This is a genomic window from Streptomyces sp. NPDC101151 (genome assembly GCF_044768335.1).
GTDB lineage: Bacteria > Actinomycetota > Actinomycetes > Streptomycetales > Streptomycetaceae > Streptomyces.
The window spans coordinates 209,611-227,366 of sequence record NZ_JBIWPP010000010.1 but is presented as its reverse complement, the minus strand read 5'-3'; the positions used below and the strand labels follow the sequence as shown (position 1 = coordinate 227,366).

The window sequence follows — 17,756 nt, the reverse complement described above, 5'->3', positions numbered from 1 at the left end:
ATGCCTCCTGCGTCCGGGGACGCAGGGGCAGTGGTCGACTGTCTTGTGGTGATCGACGGCTCGGCCGGTTCATGCCTGGAACTCGGTGAGGTCGATGGCGTGAATGCGCAGCGGGTAGCCGTACATCGGGTGTGCTGTCTCCCGCTCGGGCACCATGCCGAGCTTGCGGATGACGTTCTCGGAGGCGTTGTCCCCCACCCGGTTGATGCTGAGGACGCGGTCCAGGCCGCGGTCCTGGAGAGCGAACTCCAGGATGGCGCGGGCGGCTTCGGAGGCGTATCCCTGGCCCCAGAACTGTGAGCCGATCCGCCAGCTGATTGCCACGGCGGGCATCACCTCCGGCAGGAACTCGGGCACGGACAGTCCTGTGAAGCCGATCAGTTCGCCGGAGGCCAGCAGCTCGACGGCGAAGAGTCCGAAGCCCTCTTCGTCCCACTCCTCCTCCCACCGTTCGACGTCCTCGGCCGTGTGGTCCAGGTCGCGCGTCGATCCAGCGCATGACCCGGGGGTCCGCGTTGATGTCCGCCATGGGCGTGAGGTCGTCGTCGTGCCAGCTACGGAGGAGGAGGCGGGGTGTGCGGATCTCGGTCATGCGCCCATCCTGCCGAAGGCGACGGACTCATCGTAATCCGGCGCTCGGCCGCGCTGCTGCTGCGGAACCACAAGGCCTGAAGCCGCCAGTACCGCGCACCGTGACGGGTGAAGCATCGGGCCGCCGGCCGGGCAGACGAAGTGCCACTCGGCAGCGCGGTCGAGCAGTGAGACCGATGTTCCACGTCGTCGGGTGGGAGCGTTTTGGCTCGCTTATCGTCTACAGTTCGGTAGACAGTCTACTTCGATGTAGTCATCGCTTCTGATTGTTCGCCTACTCATCGTTCCCAGGAAGGGGCCAGGGGTCGCATGGCCACACCGCTCCAGCTCGCGTCGCAGCTCGCCGTGAACGTGCTTGACGCCCAGTCCCTGCTGACCGCCTTCGGCGTGCTGGGCGTCGGCGTCGTGCTGTTCGCCGAGACCGGACTGCTGATCGGGTTCTTCCTGCCCGGTGACTCGCTGCTGTTCACGGCGGGCCTCCTGTGCACCGGGGCTGCGGACCGGGCCGTGAAGCTGTCACTGGGGCCGCTGCTGGTCGTGGCGGCCGTCGGTGCGCTCGCCGGTGCCCAGTGCGGATACCTGATCGGCCGGAAGGCGGGCGGAGCACTGGTGGCCCGCAGCCGGTCGCAGCGTTTGCACGAGGGGATGGAGCGGGCCGAGGAACTGCTGGAGAGGTACGGGCACGCGAAGGCGGTCGTGCTGGCCCGGTTCATCCCGGTGGTGCGCACTGTCCTCAACCCGATGGCGGGCGCCCTGGAGGTACCGGCGCGGACGTTCACCCTGTGGCAGACGATTGGCGGCCTGATCTGGACCGTCGGTCTCATCCTGGCCGGCTACGCGCTGGGCTCCTCGGTCCCGAACGTCGACCGCTACCTGCTGCCGCTGGTGGCGGTGATCGTCGTCGTGTCGCTGCTCCCGCTGCTCTTCGAGGCACTGCGCAGCCGCCGGGCCGCCAGGCCGAACGGAGGGCCTCAGTGATCCTGGCCATGGACGGTTCGACGATCGACGGCACCGCGTACGAGGACGTGGTGCACCTGGCTCAGCGCGCCCCCGACTGGCTGGACGACACGGTCTCGGTCTGGACCACGCTCGGGCTCGGCCTGTTTGCCGTCCTCATGATCGTCGGCTGGTGGCATGCACGCCGTGCCGGGGCCGCCGCGGCGGTGACTGCTCTGCTCGTGCCGGTGGTCGTGGTCCTTGCCTACGGCGTCGACATGATCGTGAAGCTCCTGGTGCGCGAGGACCGACCGTGCCAGAGTCTGCACGTGAGGACGCTGGAGGCATGTCCGGCGCCGGGTGACTGGGCCTTCCCCAGCAACCACGCGGCGATCGCCGCGGGAGCCGCTGTGGCGCTGGTGTTCGTCTCACGCCGACTCGGGGCGGTTGCTGTTCTGGGGGCGCTGGCCATGGCGGTCTCCCGGGTGTGGGTCGGCGCTCACTACCCCCACGACGTCCTGGCCGGAGTGGTCGTCGGCGGACTCGTGACGCTGGTGGCGATGCTCGTGCTGCGCAAGCGGGTGCAGACGCTGGCCCGGTGGCTCAGCACCAAGCCGCTGGGCGCCCGGTTGCTCGCGGCATGAGCCGGCGGGACGGCCTCCGCCCGACCGTGACGGCCGGCCTCGGCGCGTGCATCCTCTTCGGTGCGCTGGCCGCGCTGATTGTCGCCCATGCCGGGGCGCCGCTTGGTCTGGACAGCCGCTTGCTCTCCTGGTCGGTGGTGCACCGCCCGGAGACCGCAGTGATCCTGGCACGTGGGGTGACCGCCACGGGGACCGGTGTCATCCCCTACGCCTTGGCCGTGCTGGCCGGCCTGGTCGCGGGACGGACAGTGAGGCACCGGCTGAGCGCCGTTGCCCTGTGCGTCGCGTGTCTGGCCGCGGGCCAGGCCCTGCGGTACGGCGTGATGGAACTCGTTCACCGCACCCGACCGCCGACGTCCGACTGGGCCACGCACGCCACAGGCTGGGCATTCCCCTCGGGCCACAGCACCACGGCGGCCATCACCGCCGGTCTGCTGATCGTGGCGGTCACCTTGCGTGCCCCTCGCGGAGCGACGCCGCTGCGGGTGGTCATCGGCTGTTGGGGCGTGTCGGTCGGGCTGACCCGCGTCTACCTGGGTGTGCACTGGTTCACCGATGTCGTCGGCGGCTGGCTGTTCGCCATCGGCTGGCTCGGGATGTGTCTGTGGGTGATTGCCAGGTGGCTGCCTGAGCCGCCGACGGCGCCACCGCCTGCCGGCTGAACAGCGCCGATTCCATGGAGGCCGGGCATTCCGCCTTGGCCCGGGAACGCCCCCTTACCTCCCGGACGATGTGGCCGCGGACCAGGCTTGTTGCGACGGCAAGATCCATGCTGGCCTTTGCAGATGTGGCGTCCGGCACGCCATTCCGGAGCAGAGAGGCAGCCATCGAGCGGCGGGCACCACTACAACTGGCACCTGCCGCTCGAGCCTCGCCGGCACATTGCCTACCGCTCGGCGTCTTGACGGGACACGGCCAGGTAGGCCACGAAGCACACGATGGCAACCGTCCAGGCGAGGGTGACCGGACCGAGCCCCAGTCCGAGTCCGCCCCGGGCGTGGCCGAGCGCCATCCAGTCGGCGAGGGAGGCACCGAGGGGACGGGTGATCACGTAGGCCGTCCAGAAAGCGGTGACGGCGTTCAGGCCGGTGAAGCGGTGGGCGACGGCGGGTACGCAGATCGCGGCGGCGAAGAGCACGACGGAGCCCAGGTATCCGAAGCCGCCGGTGGCGGTCAGGTCGCCGGCCGCGGTGCCGAGTGCGAAGGTGGCGAGAACGGCCGCCCAGTAGAACGCCTCGCGGCGGCGGGTGCGGATGCTGTGGATCGACAGTGTGCGCTCACTTGCGTACCAAAGGGCGAATACGGCGGCCAGTGCGGTGAGGAAGAGCGGTGTCGAGACCGTGTAGGAGATGCCGAGGCCGACGTGCAGGACGTCGGCCGCCATCGTGCCGAACACGCTCACCATGACGATGGCGGTCCAGTAGATCCAGGGGACGTACCGGCGGACGGCGAACTGAACGGCCAGGGAAGCCACGAGGGCCAGACCACCGAGCGCGACCGCCGGAACCGGGCCGAGGAGACGTGCGAGCAGGTCCGACGCCGTTTCGCCCATCCCCGTGGTGAGGACTTTGATTATCCAGAAGTAGACGGTCACTTCCGGCACCTTGTTCGCCATGGCGCGGAGGGGAACGAGGGGGCGGTCGTCGAGAACGTGCTGTGTGGTCATGGAGAGCACGATGGCACGGCGAACTCCTGGTTCCACAGATGCTTTTGCCATTGTTTTGAGGCCTCTAAGGCATGAGTTTCAAAACCGTGCGGACAGCCTGAATGCAACCTGAATGCCTTGACGAAACCCCTGGTCAGGTTGATTGAGTCAGTGATAAGCGTGGACTTTCACATGCCGTGCCATCCCCGCAATGCCGGTCCGTCTTCGCCTAGTACCGCGGTACCACCGGAACGCCCGAGTTCAGCCCTCGGTACCACCGTTCCGGGAGGATCCCGACCTTAGGTTGAGGGTGAGGCGTCAGATCCGACGGACGCCGAGCCCGAGAGAAAGAGCGCCAATGATCGACGCACGGCAGCTGACCAAGAGGTACGGCGAGAAGACGGCCGTCGACGGCCTGGATTTTGTCGTGAAGCCCGGGACGGTCACCGGCTTTCTGGGCCCGAACGGAGCAGGCAAGTCCACAACGATGCGCATGGTCGTCGGCCTGGACGCCCCCACGAGCGGATCCGTCACGGTGAACGGCCACCACTACGGCCGGCATCGGGCACCGCTCCAGGAGGTCGGCGCCCTGCTGGAGGCCAAGTCGATTCACCCGGGCCGATCGGCCTTCAACCACCTCAGGGCGTTGGCGCTGACACACGGCATCCCCCGCCGCCGAGTCGACGAGGTCATCGAAATCGCCGGCCTGGGCAGCGTGGCCGCGAAGCGAGCAGGTTCCTTCTCCCTCGGGATGGGCCAGCGGCTCGGCATCGCTGCGGCTCTGCTGGGCGACCCGCAGACGGTGATGCTGGACGAGCCCGTCAACGGACTCGACCCCAAAGGCGTGCTCTGGATCCGCAACCTGCTGACGTCGCTTGCCGAGGCGGGACGCACGGTGTTCGTGTCGTCGCACCTGATGAGCGAAGTATCGCTGGTGGCGGACCACCTCATCATCGTCGGGCGCGGCCGTCTGCTGGCCGACACCACCGTGCGGGACCTGGTTCGCGAGGCGGGCGGCGACACCGTGCACGTGGCCGCGCAGGACCCGGCGCGGTTGAGAGACGTCCTTGCAGGCCCGGGCGTCGACATCACCGGACGCATCGGTTCCGAGGAGTTGCAGGTCACCGGGCTGACCGCGCGCGAGATAGGCCTGAGGGCCGCCGAGCACGGGCTTGCACTGTTCGAACTGAGCACGCGTCAGGTGTCGTTGGAGGAGGCCTTCATGAACCTGACCAAGGATGCCGTGGAGTACCACGGATCCACCACCAGCACCCAGACCCGCGAGCCTCTCGGGAGGCCGGCATGAGTACCCTCACGGTGCCCACCGAAGCAGCTCCCACCGCGCCCGCACGCCCCGCCTACCGGGTGACCGGTCGGCGCGTGCTTGCCTCGGAATGGGCCAAACTCTGGTCGCTGCGGTCGACCTGGATCACGCTCGGGCTGGGACTGCTGTTCCTCATCGCGTTCGGGCTGATCGCCGCGAGCCGCTACAAGTCCGGGGTCGGCTCCGGTCACATGGACCGGGACTTCGCCCGTTCGACCGCGGTGAGTCTCTCGCTCTTCGGCACGAACTTCGCCCAGTTGGCCCTGGGTGTCCTCGGTGTGCTGGTCACCGCGGGGGAGTACTCGACCGGCATGATCCGATCCACCCTGGCGGCGGTACCCCGTCGTCTCCCGGTGCTCTGGTCGAAGGCAGCCGTGTTCGGCCTGGTGGCGCTGGTCATCGGCACACTCGGCGTGTTCGTCGCCTTCCTCTTCGGCAGCCGGATCGTCGACGGCACACCGGCGGCCATGGACCTCTCGCACGCCGGGGTTCTCCGGAGCCTGCTGGGAGCCGGGCTGTACCTGGGCCTGGTCGGCGTGATCGGCACGGCCCTGGGCTCGCTGCTCCGCTCGGTGGCGGGCGGAATCTCGGTCCTGGTCGCCACGCTGATGCTGATCCCCGGACTGGCCACCCTGCTCCCCAGCTCCTGGAAGGACAACATCAGCCCCTATCTGCCGAGCAATGCGGGGGAGTCGATGTTCGCCCTGACCCATGACGCCACCAGCCTGTCACCCGGGGCCGGGCTGCTGGTCTTCCTCGGCTGGACCGCGCTGGCACTGTCCGGGGCGGCGTACCGGCTGCTGCGCAGCGACGTCTGACACCCTGCATGATGATCAGGTGACCCCCGTGACGTCCGAGGCCACAGCGCCCATCGAAGAAATCGGCGGAATGGGGCCGCTGGTCGCCCGTATGTCCCGGGTCGGCCAGCGGCTGCGCCTGGCCGACCGGGCACATCCGTGGGTGCTGGACACCGCGGTGGTGATCCTGGTCTTCCTGATGTTCTGCTTGCCCGACCTGTTCGACGCACATGGCGGTGACGGCGACGGCCCGCGGCGCTTCCGGCTCGCGTTCACGCAGCTACCGGTCGTGGGGATGCTCGCGCTGCAAGCCGGGCTCGTCCTGCCCTTGCTGTGGCGCCGCCGCAAACCCGCGGCCGCGTTCGGCGCCGTAACGGTAGTCTTTGTCGTCCAGTGGTCGCTGGGTGCTGCGCTGCGCGCGGACATCGCGTTGTTCATCGCCTTGTACAGCCTCGCCCTGCACGGGCGGCTGCGGCAGCTGCCCTGGGCCTGCGGGGTCATGGCGGGTGTTATGTCGCTGGTCGCGGTGCGGGTGTCGGTGGCGGTCTCGGTCTGGGATACGTTGTTCTTCCTCCTGAGTACGGCGACCGCGGCCCTGGCACTCGGCCTCGTGGTGCGCATTCGCCGGGCCCAGCTGGCGGGACTGCGGGACCGGGCCACTCGGCTGGAAATCGAACGCGACCAGCGCAGCCGGCTCGCCGCAGCGGCCGAAAGGGCCCGCGTGGCCCGCGAAATGCACGACATCGTCGGCCACAACCTGTCCGTCATCATCACCCTTGCGGACGCCGGGGCTTACGCCAGCGCCGCTGCTCCGGAACGGGGCAGGGAAGCCCTTCTCATCATCGGTGACACGGGTCGTCAGGCCCTTGGAGAGCTGAGGCGCGTGCTCGGCGTCCTGCGCAAGGCATCGGACGGCTCACCGGACAGGCCGGAACTCAGCCCACAGCCCGGCCTCACGGACATCGAGGCACTCTGCGAAGGGGTACGTGCCGCGGGCCTGGCGGTCGTCTACAGGACCGCTGGTGAGGTGGACGCACTCGACAGCGGGGTACAGCTGACGGTCTACCGCATCGTTCAGGAGGCCCTCACGAACACGCTCAAGCACGCCGGAGTCGACACCCGGGTGAACCTGTCGATCGTCCTGAAGGACACTGAGCTGACCGTCACGGTCCAGGACGGCGGCCCGGCCGATGCCACGTCCGCCCGTCCTGGTCCGGCGAACGAGGAAGGGCAGGGTCTGGTGGGTATGCGCGAACGGACAGCTCTCTACGGCGGGACTCTCAGCGCGGGTCCCCTCGGCGGCGGTTGGAGCGTGCAGGCAACCCTCAACCTCGTATCCCCAGGCGGTGCTCAGTGACCACCGTGCTCATCGTGGACGACCAACCGCTGCAACGCTACGGATTCCGTATGCTCCTCGACTCGATTCCCGAGACGGAGGTCGTAGGCGAGGCCACGCACGGTGGGGAAGCGGTGCGTATGGCAGCCGAACTCCGCCCCGACGTCATCCTGATGGACGTCCGCATGCCCGGCGTGGACGGCATCGAGGCAACCCGCCGCATCACTGCCGCGGGCGACCGTTCCCGTGTCCTCGTGCTCACCACGTTCGACCTCGACGAATACGTCCACGCCGCCCTGCGCGCCGGAGCCAGCGGCTTCCTGCTCAAGGACGCCCGCCCCGAGGAGCTTCTCGCCGGGATCCGGGCCGTCGCCGTCGGCGACGCCGTGATCGCTCCCGCGCTCACCCGCCGCCTCCTGCACGAGTTCGCCCAGCTCGTGCCCCGCGCAGGTGGCCTCGCTGACGATCCGAGGCTGAGCAGCCTCACCGACCGTGAACGCGAGATTCTCGTCGCCATCGGCAAGGGCTGGACCAACCGTGAGATCGCCTCACGCTTCGTCCTGTCCGAGTCCACCGTGAAAACCCACGTCGGCCGGGTCCTGGCCAAGATCGGAGCCCGCGACCGCGTCCAGGCCGTGATCTTCGCCTACGACCACGGGCTGGCCCGGCCCCATGACGGAAATACCGACGAAGAGGTCGCGATCTGACGCTGGACGCGTCGGCGACACACGTCACCGGTCACCAGATGTCCCGGCGGCCTCCCAGCCCGGGACCGAGCATGGCGGCGCGGCCCTGGTTCTACGTCTTGGTCAGGATGCGGGCGGTCGGACCGCTGTCCGTGATGCGGCCGGCGTCGAGGAGGTGGACGGTGTCGGTGTAGCGCGCGACGAGATGGTGTTCATGAGAGACCACGACAAGGGTGGTGTGGTGCTGCTCGCGCAGTGACGTGAGCAGGTCCATGACGCCCGTCGCGGTGTCGGCGTCCAGGGCGGAGGTGACTTCGTCACAGAGCAGGATGTCGGGGCCGGCGGCAAGGGCGCGGGCGATGGAGACACGCTGACGCTGTCCGCCGGACAGTTCGCCTGGGTAGCGGTGGGCGTAGTCGGCCGGGAGTCCCACCTGGGCGAGAAGTTCGGTGATGCGGTCCGCAAGCGCGCTCTTGGGCGTGTCTGCATGGAGTCGTAGAGGCCGGGCCAGCTGATGCCTGACGGTGTGCCGTGGGTTGAGAGCGGCGAGGGGGTTCTGGGGGACGAGTTGGATACGTCGCTGCTGCTCGCGGGTGCGCCGGCGTACGCGTGTTGCCAGGGGAATGCCGTCGAGCGTCAGGTGCCCGGTGCCTGCGGGATGGAGGCCGGCCAGGACACGGAGCAGGGTGGTTTTGCCGGATCCGGACGGGCCGATGATGGCGGCAGCCGATCCTGCGGCTGCGCTGAACCCGACATCGGTCAGGGCCGGAGAGCGGTGCCGGCCGACACCGTAGAAGGCGTCGACCGCGTGTGCGGCGATGACCTTGCTGGTGGCCTGGTCCCGCGTACCCGGCGAGGTGCCCTTCGCGATTGCCGGGGCGGAGCGTGGCGTTGGGACGGTCTTGGTGGTGAGGCGGATGGTGTGATCCGCGCAGAGGTCGACCAGTTGGGTGTCGTGGGTGGCGATGACGACCGCCAGGTTCCGGCTGGTGGCGAGGTCGCGCAGGAGGTGAGCGATCTCGTCGCGCAGCGCCGGGTCGAGGCCGGCAGTGGGCTCGTCCAGCAAGAGGAGCTTGGGGGTGCGGGCAAGAGCGCGGGCGAGGGCGACCCGCCGTTGCTGGCCGCCGGACAGAGCTGTGGGCCGGCGATCGGCGATACCGGTGCCGACGGGCAGACGGCACTCGGCAAGAAGGTCCATGACTGCGTCGTTCGCCGGATCGGTTGCGAGTTCAGCGACCAGACGGCGCACGGTCATCCGTGGGTTGAGGGCGGAGCCGGGGTCCTGACCGACGTAGGCGACGGCTGTGCGGCGCAGTTGGCGCAGCTCAGCGCTTGCCAGGAGATGCGGGGTGTGGCCGAGGACGTCGAGCGTGCCTGCGGTGATGGTGGCGCCTCGGGGAAGGTGGCCGATCAGGGCGCGCAGCAGGGTCGTCTTTCCGGATCCGGAGGCGCCCGTCAGGGCCGTGACCTGCCCGGGCCGGATCACTGCGGTGGTGTCGGGCAGCAGCACCGTGCCGTTGTGGAGTTGTATCCGAAGGCCCGTGACGGTGGCGAACGGCGGCAGCTGGGTCGTGGCCGTGGGGGTGTTATGGTGGGGAGGGGCGAGGTCGCTCATGAGCGGGTCACCGCCTTCGCTGTGGTGTCGGGGGCCAGGGTGACGGTGACGAGGTTGACGGTGATGGCCAGCGTGGCGATGGCGATGCTCGGGGCGACGACGGCCCAGGGGTTGAGGAGGATGCCGGAGGCGTTCTCACGGACCATCAGCGACCAGTCGGAAGCCGGCGGCTGCGGTCCGATCTGGAGAAATCCCGCCATGGAGATGACGTAGACGGCGTCGACGAACCGGAGCCCGAAGAGGGTCAGGACGGTGGCTCGGAGGTTGGGCAGGATCTCGCGCAGCGCGATGTACGCGGTGGACTCCCCCCGGGCCAGGGCCGCTTCGACATAGCCGGCCGTGGTCAACGGGGAAGCCGCGGCGGCGACGACCCGGACTGCGTAGGGCACACCGAGAGTGATGGCGGCGGCGATCACGGCCCAGCGTCCGCCACCGGGCCAGGCGAGCGCGATCAGCATGATGCCCAGCAGAGGCGGCAGGAGGATCGCAATGTCCGCGCTGCGCTCGACCGCGCGGCCGAGGGCGGGGCGCAGCACGGAGATGCAGCCGATCACGGTGGCGGCGACCGTGACCACGGCCGCGACCAGCAGGGCGCCTGCGACCAACAGCGTGCCGCCGCCGAGGAGGCGGCTCAGGACGTCGCGGCCGAGCTGGTCGCCACCCAGGGGGGCGTCGCCGCCAGATGCCGCGAAGGGCGCCGTGACGGGGGTGTCGATGGTGTGCGGAGCGATGAGGGGCCCGACGAGGGTCACCAGCAGAGGCAGGCTTGCGAGCACGAGGAGCCCGGTGGGCTTCGCCCGGCGGGTGGGCCGGTGGTCGGCCAGGGGCAGGGCGGCGGTCATGCGCGGGCTCCCAGGGTGGCGTAGCGGATGAGGTCGGCGGCCAGCAGCACGAGGCTGATGACGGCACCGGCGCACATCACGACTCCGGCGATCAGCGGGGTGTCGCGCGCGGCGACCGCGCCGGCGAGCACGGTTCCGAGCCCGGGGTAGTTGAACAGGGTCTCGACCACGATGGCTCCACCGAAGAGCATGCCGGTGGAGGTGGCGATTCCGGTGGCGATGGCGGGGACGGCGCCGGGCAGTTGATGGTGCAGCAGGATCCGGTGCAGGGGCAGGCCGTCGAGGTGGGCGGCCTCGACATGTGGGGCGGACGCCTGGTCCGCCATCGCGCCGCGCACTACGCGAGTGTTCCACCCGGTCTGTGGGATGACGAGGGCGAGGACCGGCATGATCAGCATGGTCCACGTGGTGGGTCTGCCGTCGCCTCCGGTCACGGTGACAGCAGGCAGCCAGCCCGTCCACAGTGACAGCACCAGGAGCAGCGCGGTCGAGACAACGAACTCGGGTACCGCGAACGCGGCCGTCGAGGTGTGTCCGATGATGCGGTCGGTCAGGCGGCCGGGGCAGCCGGCGGCCCAGCAGCCCAGCAGCAGGGACAGTGCCACAGTGATGGCGAACGCGCTCACGGCCAGGACAAGGGTGTTGGGCAGTGGGTCGGCGAGCAGGTCGGTGACCTTCTGGCCCCGGGCGGAGGTGCCCAGGTCTCCCGTGGGAAGCGCGGTCATCCAGTCGAAGAACCGCTCCCGGACGGGCCGGTCCAGCCCGAGCAGGTGCCGGCGGGTGGCGACGTCCGCCGCGCTCTCCCCGCGCTCGGCCGATGCGCTGGCTGCGTCCCCGGGCAAGACCTCAACTGCGGCGAACACCAAGGCGAGCAGCGCGACGAGCATCAACGCGCGGCGCCCGGCCGTGCCCGCGATACGCACGGCTATGTACATGGCCCGGCGTGGGCCGGTGGCCGCCCCCCTGCTGGGTGCGCCCACCGGGCCGGTCTCGGCCGTACGGCTCAACGCAGCCACACGCCTTCGAGCTGGACACGGCCGTAGCCGGCGAGCTTGGGCAGGTTCTGTACCTTCGCGGCAGCCAGGTCGATGCCGTCGGCCATGCCCCACAGCAGGTAGCCCGAACGGTCGTACTCGATCTGCTGGAGATCCTTCAGAGCCGTTGCGCGCTGCTTGGGGTCGGCGGTGCCGATCACCTTGCGGTAGGCGGTGTCGAAGCCCGTGTCGTGCCATCCGGACTCGTTCTGTCCGGCGTCGCCGACCATGGTCTTGGAAGCGAAGAAGATCACCGAGTCGTTGGTGCCCCAGTAGGTGGTGTAGAAGTCCCCGGCCTTCCAGGTCTTCTCCCAGAACGCGCCGGACTCCTGCTTGACAACCTTGATCTTGATACCGGCTTCGCGGGCATGGTTGGCGAAGAGGGTCGCGGAATCGGCGAGTCCGGCGATGTCCTCGGTGGTGACCAGCTCGTATGTCTTCGAGAGGTCGAAGTCCGCCTCTGTCAGCAGCTTCTTGGCCTTGGCCAGGTCCCTCTTTCGCTGCGGGATGCTCTTGGCGTAGGCAGGGTCGCCGGTGCCGAGGATGTCGTTGGCGACCGTGCCATATCCGGACAGGACCTGCTTGACCATCGCCTCGCGGTCCACGACCAGGCGCATCGCCTCGCGCACCCGCGCATCCGCGAAGGGGCTGCCTTTGGCGGTGCGCATGACGACGGGCATTGCCATGTCGTTGGGGCGCCGCAGCACTTGGACGTCCTTGCGGGACTCGGCGGTGCGGGCGGCGACCGCGCCGGCGTTGGAGGCCAGGTCGATCTGTCCGGACAGCAGGGCGTTCGCCATGGCCTGCGGGGTCTCGAACATGGTGACCTCGATGGCGTCGAGGTGCACGGCGGGGCCGTACCACTTGTCGCTCTTCACCAGGCGGGCGTTGCCGCCGCGGTACCAGTCCAGCTTGAACGGGCCGGTGCCTGGCGCCTTGGCGAGCTCGGAGTCCTTGGTGCCCTTCTTCATCACGAACGTGGTGAAGCGGGTCAGGACCGGGAACTCGGCGTTGGCGTAGTCGGACACGAGGACGACCGTGTCCCTGCCCTCGGCGCGGATGTTGTCTGCCTTGATGCCCGGCAACCGGGCCGCGCCCGACGGGGTGTTGCGCAGCCGCTTGAGCGACCACACGACGTCCTCAGCGGTCACCGGCGTTCCGTCGTGGAACTCCGCACCCTTGGCGATCTTGAACTTCCACGTCTTCAGATCTGCCGACGACTCCCACGAAGTGGCAAGTCGTGGCGCCGTGTTGGACTTCGCTCCGGGGACGGTGAGGGTGTCGAAGGCGAGGGCGATGATGAGGTAGTCGCTCTCGTTGGCCTGGGTGCCGTGCGGGTCACGAGTGATGGCGCTCGCGCGGCCCAGGGCTCCCACGCGCAGGGTGCCGCCGTTCTTGGGCTTGCCGTCCCCTGCCGACGGAGTGGACGCGGTGCCGTCTTCGTTCGAGGAGCAGGCAGCGAGCAGGGCGCTGACGCCTATTGCTCCGCCGGCCCACAGCACTTGGCGCCTGTTCATGTTCACGTACGTCCTCGATCCACTGAAGCCAACGGGGATGACTTAGGTTTGCCTACCCTAATGACAACCATCTCCGCAAGGTGGCGTTCGTGATGGGACGCATGTCTGAATCCGTTTCAGTGACGTGACGCATTAGTAAGGTATGCCTAACCTTAGTTTAGTGCTAGCGTTCGATGGGCCGCCGGGCTCCACCCCCGGCGCCTCTGCCCACAACTCCTTTGATTTACGGTCTAGTTGACCGTTCGCCGGTGGTTTCCCGGTGAACGGCGCCAGAGACCGGGATCCCCCTTCCGTCAGCCGACTGAAACGGATTTCCTTGCCATGAGCACGGCAGCCGCGCCCGTCCGCCAGCTCGATGCCCGCACCCTGGGCGAACTCCGCCAGGCAGCGGAGAAACTGCTCGCCGAGTTCAACACCTCCGCCACCAGCCCTGAGCTGCTCGCACGCGTCCGTGAGATCTCAGGCGGCTTCAGCGACGAGCTGCGCCACCACTGTCGCCCCGTGGACACCGCCGACGGACTGTTCGTGTTGCGGGGGCTCGAAGTGGACGACACCGAGATCGGTCGGACGCCGTCCAGCTGGGCGAGTGCCGGCGACAGCGGCGCGGTCTACGACCTGGTCCTGCTCCTTCTGGCCACCGTGATGGGTAATCCGATCGCCTGGGAGGGGCAGCAGGACGGCCGCTTCGTCCACAACATCGTCCCTTCGCCGGGCCATGAGACCGAGCAGACCGGTGCGTCGTCCGCCGTGCTGCTCAGTCCCCACACCGAGGACGCCTTCCACCCCGGCCGCGCGCACCTGCTGATGCTCGGCTGCATGCGCAACCGCGACCACATCGCCACCACAGCGGCGAGTATCCGTAGGGCCCGCCTGTCGGACGCCGACATCGACCAGCTCACCCGGTCGGTCCTGCCGATCCTTCCCGACGACGCCTACGCGGCAGCCCAGAACTTCACCGAGCAGGCCCCGCCACCTGTTCCGGCCCTGTTCGCCACCGAGGAGGGCATGTCGCTGCGCTTCGACCCCGCCTACACCCCGCTCGATGACGCGGATGCAGCGTACTGCGGGGCCTACGCGCGGCTCTCGGACGAACTGGCCCGCGTCTCGGTCGCGGTGAGTCTGAGCCCGGGGGAGGTGCTCGTCGTCGACAACGACATCGTCGTCCACGGCCGGGTGCCCTTCAAGGCCCGCTACGACGGCGCCGACCGCTGGCTCAAGCGCGCGTCAGTACGCGTTCCCGGCCGCCGGACTCGTCCTGATGCGGAAGCCACCGAGCACGGCTACGGCCAGGCCGCGCTCGAAGCGCACACGAACTGACACGCCCCCCCGACGATTGGAGGCATCCCTTGACCGAGATACCCCCGGACCGCCGTCTGCGGATCCTGTCCACCAGCGACCTGGCAGGCATCGACATATCCCTGACCGATGTGCTCGGTACCGTCGAAGGCGCCTACCGCACTTTGGCGGATGGCTTGTCAGACAATCCGCGCAAGCTCACCGTCAAGCCTAGCGATGGCCACTCCGTCTCCTACGCGATGCTGGGCCGAGACGGCACCCGCGAGGTCGTCGCCATCAAGACCTCCTACAAGCATGGCCTGGACAAGGGCCGCGAGGACCAGCACTACTACACGACGCTGACCCTCTACGACGACGTCACCGGCCTACCCGTCGCAATGATGGACTGCTCGCGCATCGGCTCTCTCCGTACCCCGGCTGTGACCGCTCTGCTGGCCCGGGAACTTGCTGTCCCTGGCACGCGGACGGCACTCGTCATCGGCACCGGGACACAGGGCCGCCTTGCCCTGCCCTTCCTCGTGACCGCGCTGCCCGGACTCGAACGGCTGATGGTCTCCGGCACACACCCCGACGGCCTTCCCGCCGTGCAGAAGGAGCTGCGCACCCACTTCCCCGACCGGGACCTCGAGATCGTGTCCGACCTGCAGGCCGCGGCCGGCGAGGCCGACGTGATCGTCGCCACCGCGGGTGGGCACACGCCGGCCGCGGTAGAGGCCGACTGGCTCAAGGAAGGCGCGCTGTCCGTCCTGGTCGGGCACGGCCTTGCACCCTCCACCCTGCACAGCGCGGACCGGGTTGTGGCCACCAGCGAGGCCCAAATGAACGTCACCGGTACCGACATGGCCGACGCCGACGGCAAACTGCCGTCCGTCGATGCCGAGTTCCCCACAGTACTGGTCGGCACCGGCACAGGACGCACCTCGCCCACCGAGCGGATCTTCGCCTACAACAGCGGCCTGGTCGTCACCGACATCGCCCTCGGTCACCGCTTCGCCCAGCTCGCCCTGGACGCCGGCCGTGGCACTGAGGTGGCTCTGTGGCAGTGAAGACCGTCAACTGGCCGTCCCTTCAGGTCCTGCCGGATGCCGCCACGGACGCGGTGGTGGCCAGCGGGCTGCTGCCTGAACTCGCGCACGGGTTCGGCGGCCCGTTCCACTTCCTGCTGCCCGACGCCTTTACCGCCAACCTCCGTGCCCTGCAGGACACCTTGGCCGCCGCCGGTGTCGACGGCTTCGTCTACTACGCGAAGAAGGCGAACAAGGCGGCTGCGTTTGTGGAAGCCGCCGCCGAGAACGGGGCGGGAATCGATGTCGCATCCGTGGCCGAGCTGCGCGAGGCGCTCGGCCACGGTGTGCGCGGTGAGCACCTCGTCGTAACCGGACCCGCCAAGGACGCCGCTCTGTTGCGCCTGGCCGTCGCGCACAGCGCCCTGATCGCTGTTGACGCCCTGGACGAGCTCGACGCGGTGATCACCATCGCGCTGTCCGGACAGGTACGCCCGGCCCGGGTGCTGCTGCGTGCCCTGCCCTCGATTCAGCCGCACAGCCGTTTCGGCATGACCGACGAGGAGCTTGCCACCGCCCTGGACCGGTGTGTCCAGGTGGGCGAAGCCCTACGGGTGGAGGGGTTCAGCTTCCACCTGTCCGGCTATGCCCTGCAGCCGCGCGCCGACCTTGCCGCCCGCCTTGTCGAACTGTGTCTGGAGGCCCGGGTCAACGGCTTGGAAGCCAGCCGGATTTCGATCGGTGGCGGCCTGCCCATCAGCTATACAGACGCCGACAGCTGGCACGCCTTTCTCGAAACCCAGCGCCCGGTGCACTACCACGCGGGCAAGACCTTCAGAACCGGTGACTTCTACCCTTATCACTCACCGGCATCCGGACAAACGGCTCTGGCCGCGCTGCTCCAGACCCAGCCCGAGGACAGCCAGGGCACCCTCGCGCAGGTCCTCAAGGACGCCGGGGTAGAACTCCTCCTGGAGCCGGGCCGTGCCCTGCTGGACCAGGCAGGGGCCACCGTCTTCACCGTCCAGGGAGTCAAGGACCGCGACGACTACCAGCTGCTGACCGTCAACGGCACCAGCCTGAGCCTGTCCGAACAGTGGTTCAACAGCGAATACCTCCCCGACCCGCTGCTGATCTCCCAGGACCCTGCCGCGCCCACCGGCGTATTTCCCGCGAGCGTGGGCGCGGCCACCTGCCTGGAATCCGACATGCTCACCTGGCGCAAGATCGCCTTCCCTCGCCGGCCCTGCGCCGGGGACCTCCTGCTCTATCCCAACGCAGCCGGATACCAGATGGACTCCAACGAGTCCCCGTTTCACGACCTGTCGCTGCCGCCCAAGGTCGTCATAGACCACACCGACCGGCCTCGGCCGCGCTGGCGACTGGACCGCCACTTCACCTGACCTGCGCCGGCCCCGCCCGTACTCGCGCCGTCCCCCTCACAGGAGCTTTCTGATGCCCGGAGCCCTTCAGCGCCCCGCCGTGGTCTCCCGCATGTCCGACCTGATCGGCTACACCCCTTTGCTGGAGCTGGCCACCACCGAGACCGGCAGCCGCCTCCTGCTGAAGCTGGAGATGTTCAACCCCACCGGCACCGCGAAGATCCGCATGGCCCGCGCCATGATCGACGCCGCCGAAGCCGCTGGAGAGCTGCGCACCGGAGGGCGGATCATCGAGTCCACGTCCGGCAACACCGGACTGGGCCTGTCGGTGATCGCCGCCGAGCGCGGCTACACCTTCACCGCCGTCGTCGACCACCACGCGGCAGCCGACAAGCTGCGCGCTATGAAAGCCCTCGGTGCCGAACTCGTCTACGTCGTCGACGACGGCACGGAGGAGCTCGCCACCGCTGCCCGCGAGGAGCTGGCCGAGGACATGGCTCGCGGCCAGGACAACACCATCTTCACCGAACAGCACAACAACCCGGCGAACGGTGTCGGATACTTTCCCGTCGCGCATGAACTCGCCGAGGCCCTCGATGGCGGCATCGACATGCTCATCGGCGCGGTCGGCACCGGCGGTGGCCTGTGTGGCACGGGCCGTGAACTGGCCAAGTTGATCTCCGGGTTCACCGTCATCGGTGTCGAGCCGAAGGGATCCATCGCGTTCGGGGGACCGGCCCACGACTACTACCAGTCCGGTACCGGCACACCTGAGGGCGCCGAGATCGGCGCCCTGGTCGACTTCGGCCTCATCGACGAGGGCGTCAAAGTCGGTGACGTCGAAGCCTTTGCCACCTGCCGGGCCGTGGCCCGCACCGGTCTGCTCATCGGAGGTTCGGCCGGCGGCGTCGTCTACGAGGCCCTGACCCGCCTGCCCGCCCTGCCGCCGGGCACCACTATGGTCGCCCTAGTCAACGACGGGGGTGAGAAGTATATGGACACAGTCTTCAACGACGACTGGATGACCGAACGCGATCTCCTGAGCCCCGAGGTCGAACACCAAGTCGCAGAACTGCTCACCAAGCTCCGCAGGAACCGGTAACCCCC

At 68.7% G+C, this 17,756-nt stretch carries 16 protein-coding genes and 1 pseudogene; 11 read left to right on the top strand and 6 right to left on the bottom strand.

Translation table 11 applies throughout. From position 1 onward, the window contains the following. Positions 1 to 69 precede the first annotated feature (69 nt). Positions 70 to 592 (bottom strand): annotated as a pseudogene (locus tag ACIRU3_RS21145) (GNAT family N-acetyltransferase). Between the two features lie 308 nt (positions 593 to 900). Here ACIRU3_RS21145 and ACIRU3_RS21140 point away from each other — a divergent pair. The 3 genes from ACIRU3_RS21140 to ACIRU3_RS21130 are packed head-to-tail and all read left to right on the top strand — an operon-like array spanning position 901 to position 2,833. Next, the gene (locus ACIRU3_RS21140; protein WP_404058314.1) at positions 901 to 1,569 is read left to right on the top strand and encodes a DedA family protein; all 669 of its coding nucleotides are present in this window, start codon (positions 901 to 903) and stop codon (positions 1,567 to 1,569) included. After that, positions 1,566 to 2,171: a phosphatase PAP2 family protein gene (locus ACIRU3_RS21135; RefSeq protein WP_404058312.1), complete on the top strand. Its 606-nt coding sequence runs from the start codon at positions 1,566 to 1,568 to the stop codon at positions 2,169 to 2,171. The genes ACIRU3_RS21140 and ACIRU3_RS21135 overlap by 4 nt, the downstream gene beginning before the upstream one ends. After that, positions 2,168 to 2,833: a phosphatase PAP2 family protein gene (locus tag ACIRU3_RS21130; RefSeq protein ID WP_404058310.1), complete on the top strand. Its 666-nt coding sequence runs from the start codon at positions 2,168 to 2,170 to the stop codon at positions 2,831 to 2,833. The genes ACIRU3_RS21135 and ACIRU3_RS21130 overlap by 4 nt, the downstream gene beginning before the upstream one ends. A 224-nt stretch (positions 2,834 to 3,057) precedes the next feature. Here the strand turns inward: ACIRU3_RS21130 and ACIRU3_RS21125 are convergent, their stop codons facing one another. Then, the gene (locus tag ACIRU3_RS21125) at positions 3,058 to 3,837 is read right to left on the bottom strand and encodes a hypothetical protein (protein WP_404058308.1); all 780 of its coding nucleotides are present in this window, start codon (positions 3,835 to 3,837) and stop codon (positions 3,058 to 3,060) included. Positions 3,838 to 4,174: 337 nt separating this feature from the next. Between ACIRU3_RS21125 and ACIRU3_RS21120 the strand changes: the two genes are divergently transcribed. From ACIRU3_RS21120 to ACIRU3_RS21105, 4 genes are all read left to right on the top strand, one after another. Then, positions 4,175 to 5,122, top strand: coding sequence for an ATP-binding cassette domain-containing protein (locus ACIRU3_RS21120; RefSeq protein WP_404058306.1), 948 nt, complete (start codon positions 4,175 to 4,177; stop codon positions 5,120 to 5,122). Beyond that, positions 5,119 to 5,958, top strand: a complete 840-nt coding sequence (locus tag ACIRU3_RS21115) for an ABC transporter permease (RefSeq protein WP_404058304.1) — start codon at positions 5,119 to 5,121, stop codon at positions 5,956 to 5,958. The genes ACIRU3_RS21120 and ACIRU3_RS21115 overlap by 4 nt, the downstream gene beginning before the upstream one ends. A gap of 70 nt (positions 5,959 to 6,028) precedes the next feature. Beyond that, positions 6,029 to 7,294, top strand: a complete 1,266-nt coding sequence (locus ACIRU3_RS21110; RefSeq protein ID WP_404058481.1) for a sensor histidine kinase — start codon at positions 6,029 to 6,031, stop codon at positions 7,292 to 7,294. Next, complete coding sequence (locus tag ACIRU3_RS21105) at positions 7,291 to 7,980, top strand: response regulator (protein WP_404058302.1); 690 nt, start codon at positions 7,291 to 7,293, stop codon at positions 7,978 to 7,980. Before ACIRU3_RS21110 ends, ACIRU3_RS21105 begins: the two co-directional genes overlap by 4 nt. A 91-nt stretch (positions 7,981 to 8,071) precedes the next feature. Here ACIRU3_RS21105 and ACIRU3_RS21100 read toward each other — a convergent pair whose 3' ends face one another. From ACIRU3_RS21100 to ACIRU3_RS21085, 4 genes are read right to left on the bottom strand one after another with little or no spacing between them, the layout of a single operon-like run. Continuing rightward, on the bottom strand, positions 8,072 to 9,574 hold the full coding sequence (locus tag ACIRU3_RS21100) for an ABC transporter ATP-binding protein (RefSeq protein ID WP_404058300.1): 1,503 nt from the start codon (positions 9,572 to 9,574) through the stop codon (positions 8,072 to 8,074). Continuing rightward, the gene (locus tag ACIRU3_RS21095) at positions 9,571 to 10,416 is read right to left on the bottom strand and encodes an ABC transporter permease (RefSeq protein WP_404058298.1); all 846 of its coding nucleotides are present in this window, start codon (positions 10,414 to 10,416) and stop codon (positions 9,571 to 9,573) included. The genes ACIRU3_RS21100 and ACIRU3_RS21095 overlap by 4 nt, the downstream gene beginning before the upstream one ends. After that, positions 10,413 to 11,432, bottom strand: a complete 1,020-nt coding sequence (locus tag ACIRU3_RS21090; protein ID WP_404058296.1) for an ABC transporter permease — start codon at positions 11,430 to 11,432, stop codon at positions 10,413 to 10,415. Before ACIRU3_RS21090 ends, ACIRU3_RS21095 begins: the two co-directional genes overlap by 4 nt. Beyond that, positions 11,420 to 12,967, bottom strand: coding sequence for an ABC transporter substrate-binding protein (locus ACIRU3_RS21085; RefSeq protein ID WP_404058294.1), 1,548 nt, complete (start codon positions 12,965 to 12,967; stop codon positions 11,420 to 11,422). Before ACIRU3_RS21085 ends, ACIRU3_RS21090 begins: the two co-directional genes overlap by 13 nt. Positions 12,968 to 13,288: 321 nt before the next feature. On the opposite strand from ACIRU3_RS21085, the gene ACIRU3_RS21080 reads away from it, so the two are divergent. Genes ACIRU3_RS21080 through ACIRU3_RS21065 form a run of 4 tightly spaced genes read left to right on the top strand, consistent with a single transcriptional unit; the run spans position 13,289 to position 17,751 of the window. After that, complete coding sequence (locus ACIRU3_RS21080) at positions 13,289 to 14,284, top strand: TauD/TfdA family dioxygenase (RefSeq protein WP_404058292.1); 996 nt, start codon at positions 13,289 to 13,291, stop codon at positions 14,282 to 14,284. A gap of 29 nt (positions 14,285 to 14,313) precedes the next feature. Then, positions 14,314 to 15,309 (top strand): ornithine cyclodeaminase family protein, encoded by a 996-nt coding sequence (locus tag ACIRU3_RS21075; RefSeq protein WP_404058290.1) that lies wholly within the window; start codon positions 14,314 to 14,316, stop codon positions 15,307 to 15,309. Next, a complete protein-coding gene (locus ACIRU3_RS21070) occupies positions 15,306 to 16,670 on the top strand; it encodes a Y4yA family PLP-dependent enzyme (protein WP_404058479.1) in 1,365 nt (454 codons plus the stop codon). Before ACIRU3_RS21075 ends, ACIRU3_RS21070 begins: the two co-directional genes overlap by 4 nt. Before the next feature lie 52 nt (positions 16,671 to 16,722). Continuing rightward, positions 16,723 to 17,751 (top strand): cysteine synthase family protein, encoded by a 1,029-nt coding sequence (locus ACIRU3_RS21065; protein ID WP_404058288.1) that lies wholly within the window; start codon positions 16,723 to 16,725, stop codon positions 17,749 to 17,751. Positions 17,752 to 17,756: the final 5 nt, after the last annotated feature.

Coding starts and splice junctions, on each gene's coding strand:
- ACIRU3_RS21110 (WP_404058481.1), top strand. CDS start 6,029: ATGGGGCCGCTGGTCGCCCGTATGTCCCGGGTCGGCCAGCGGCTGCGC.
- ACIRU3_RS21120 (WP_404058306.1), top strand. CDS start 4,175: ATGATCGACGCACGGCAGCTGACCAAGAGGTACGGCGAGAAGACGGCC.
- ACIRU3_RS21095 (WP_404058298.1), bottom strand. CDS start 10,416: ATGACCGCCGCCCTGCCCCTGGCCGACCACCGGCCCACCCGCCGGGCG.
- ACIRU3_RS21080 (WP_404058292.1), top strand. CDS start 13,289: ATGAGCACGGCAGCCGCGCCCGTCCGCCAGCTCGATGCCCGCACCCTG.
- ACIRU3_RS21130 (WP_404058310.1), top strand. CDS start 2,168: ATGAGCCGGCGGGACGGCCTCCGCCCGACCGTGACGGCCGGCCTCGGC.
- ACIRU3_RS21115 (WP_404058304.1), top strand. CDS start 5,119: ATGAGTACCCTCACGGTGCCCACCGAAGCAGCTCCCACCGCGCCCGCA.
- ACIRU3_RS21085 (WP_404058294.1), bottom strand. CDS start 12,967: ATGAACAGGCGCCAAGTGCTGTGGGCCGGCGGAGCAATAGGCGTCAGC.
- ACIRU3_RS21140 (WP_404058314.1), top strand. CDS start 901: ATGGCCACACCGCTCCAGCTCGCGTCGCAGCTCGCCGTGAACGTGCTT.
- ACIRU3_RS21100 (WP_404058300.1), bottom strand. CDS start 9,574: ATGAGCGACCTCGCCCCTCCCCACCATAACACCCCCACGGCCACGACC.
- ACIRU3_RS21125 (WP_404058308.1), bottom strand. CDS start 3,837: ATGACCACACAGCACGTTCTCGACGACCGCCCCCTCGTTCCCCTCCGC.
- ACIRU3_RS21065 (WP_404058288.1), top strand. CDS start 16,723: ATGCCCGGAGCCCTTCAGCGCCCCGCCGTGGTCTCCCGCATGTCCGAC.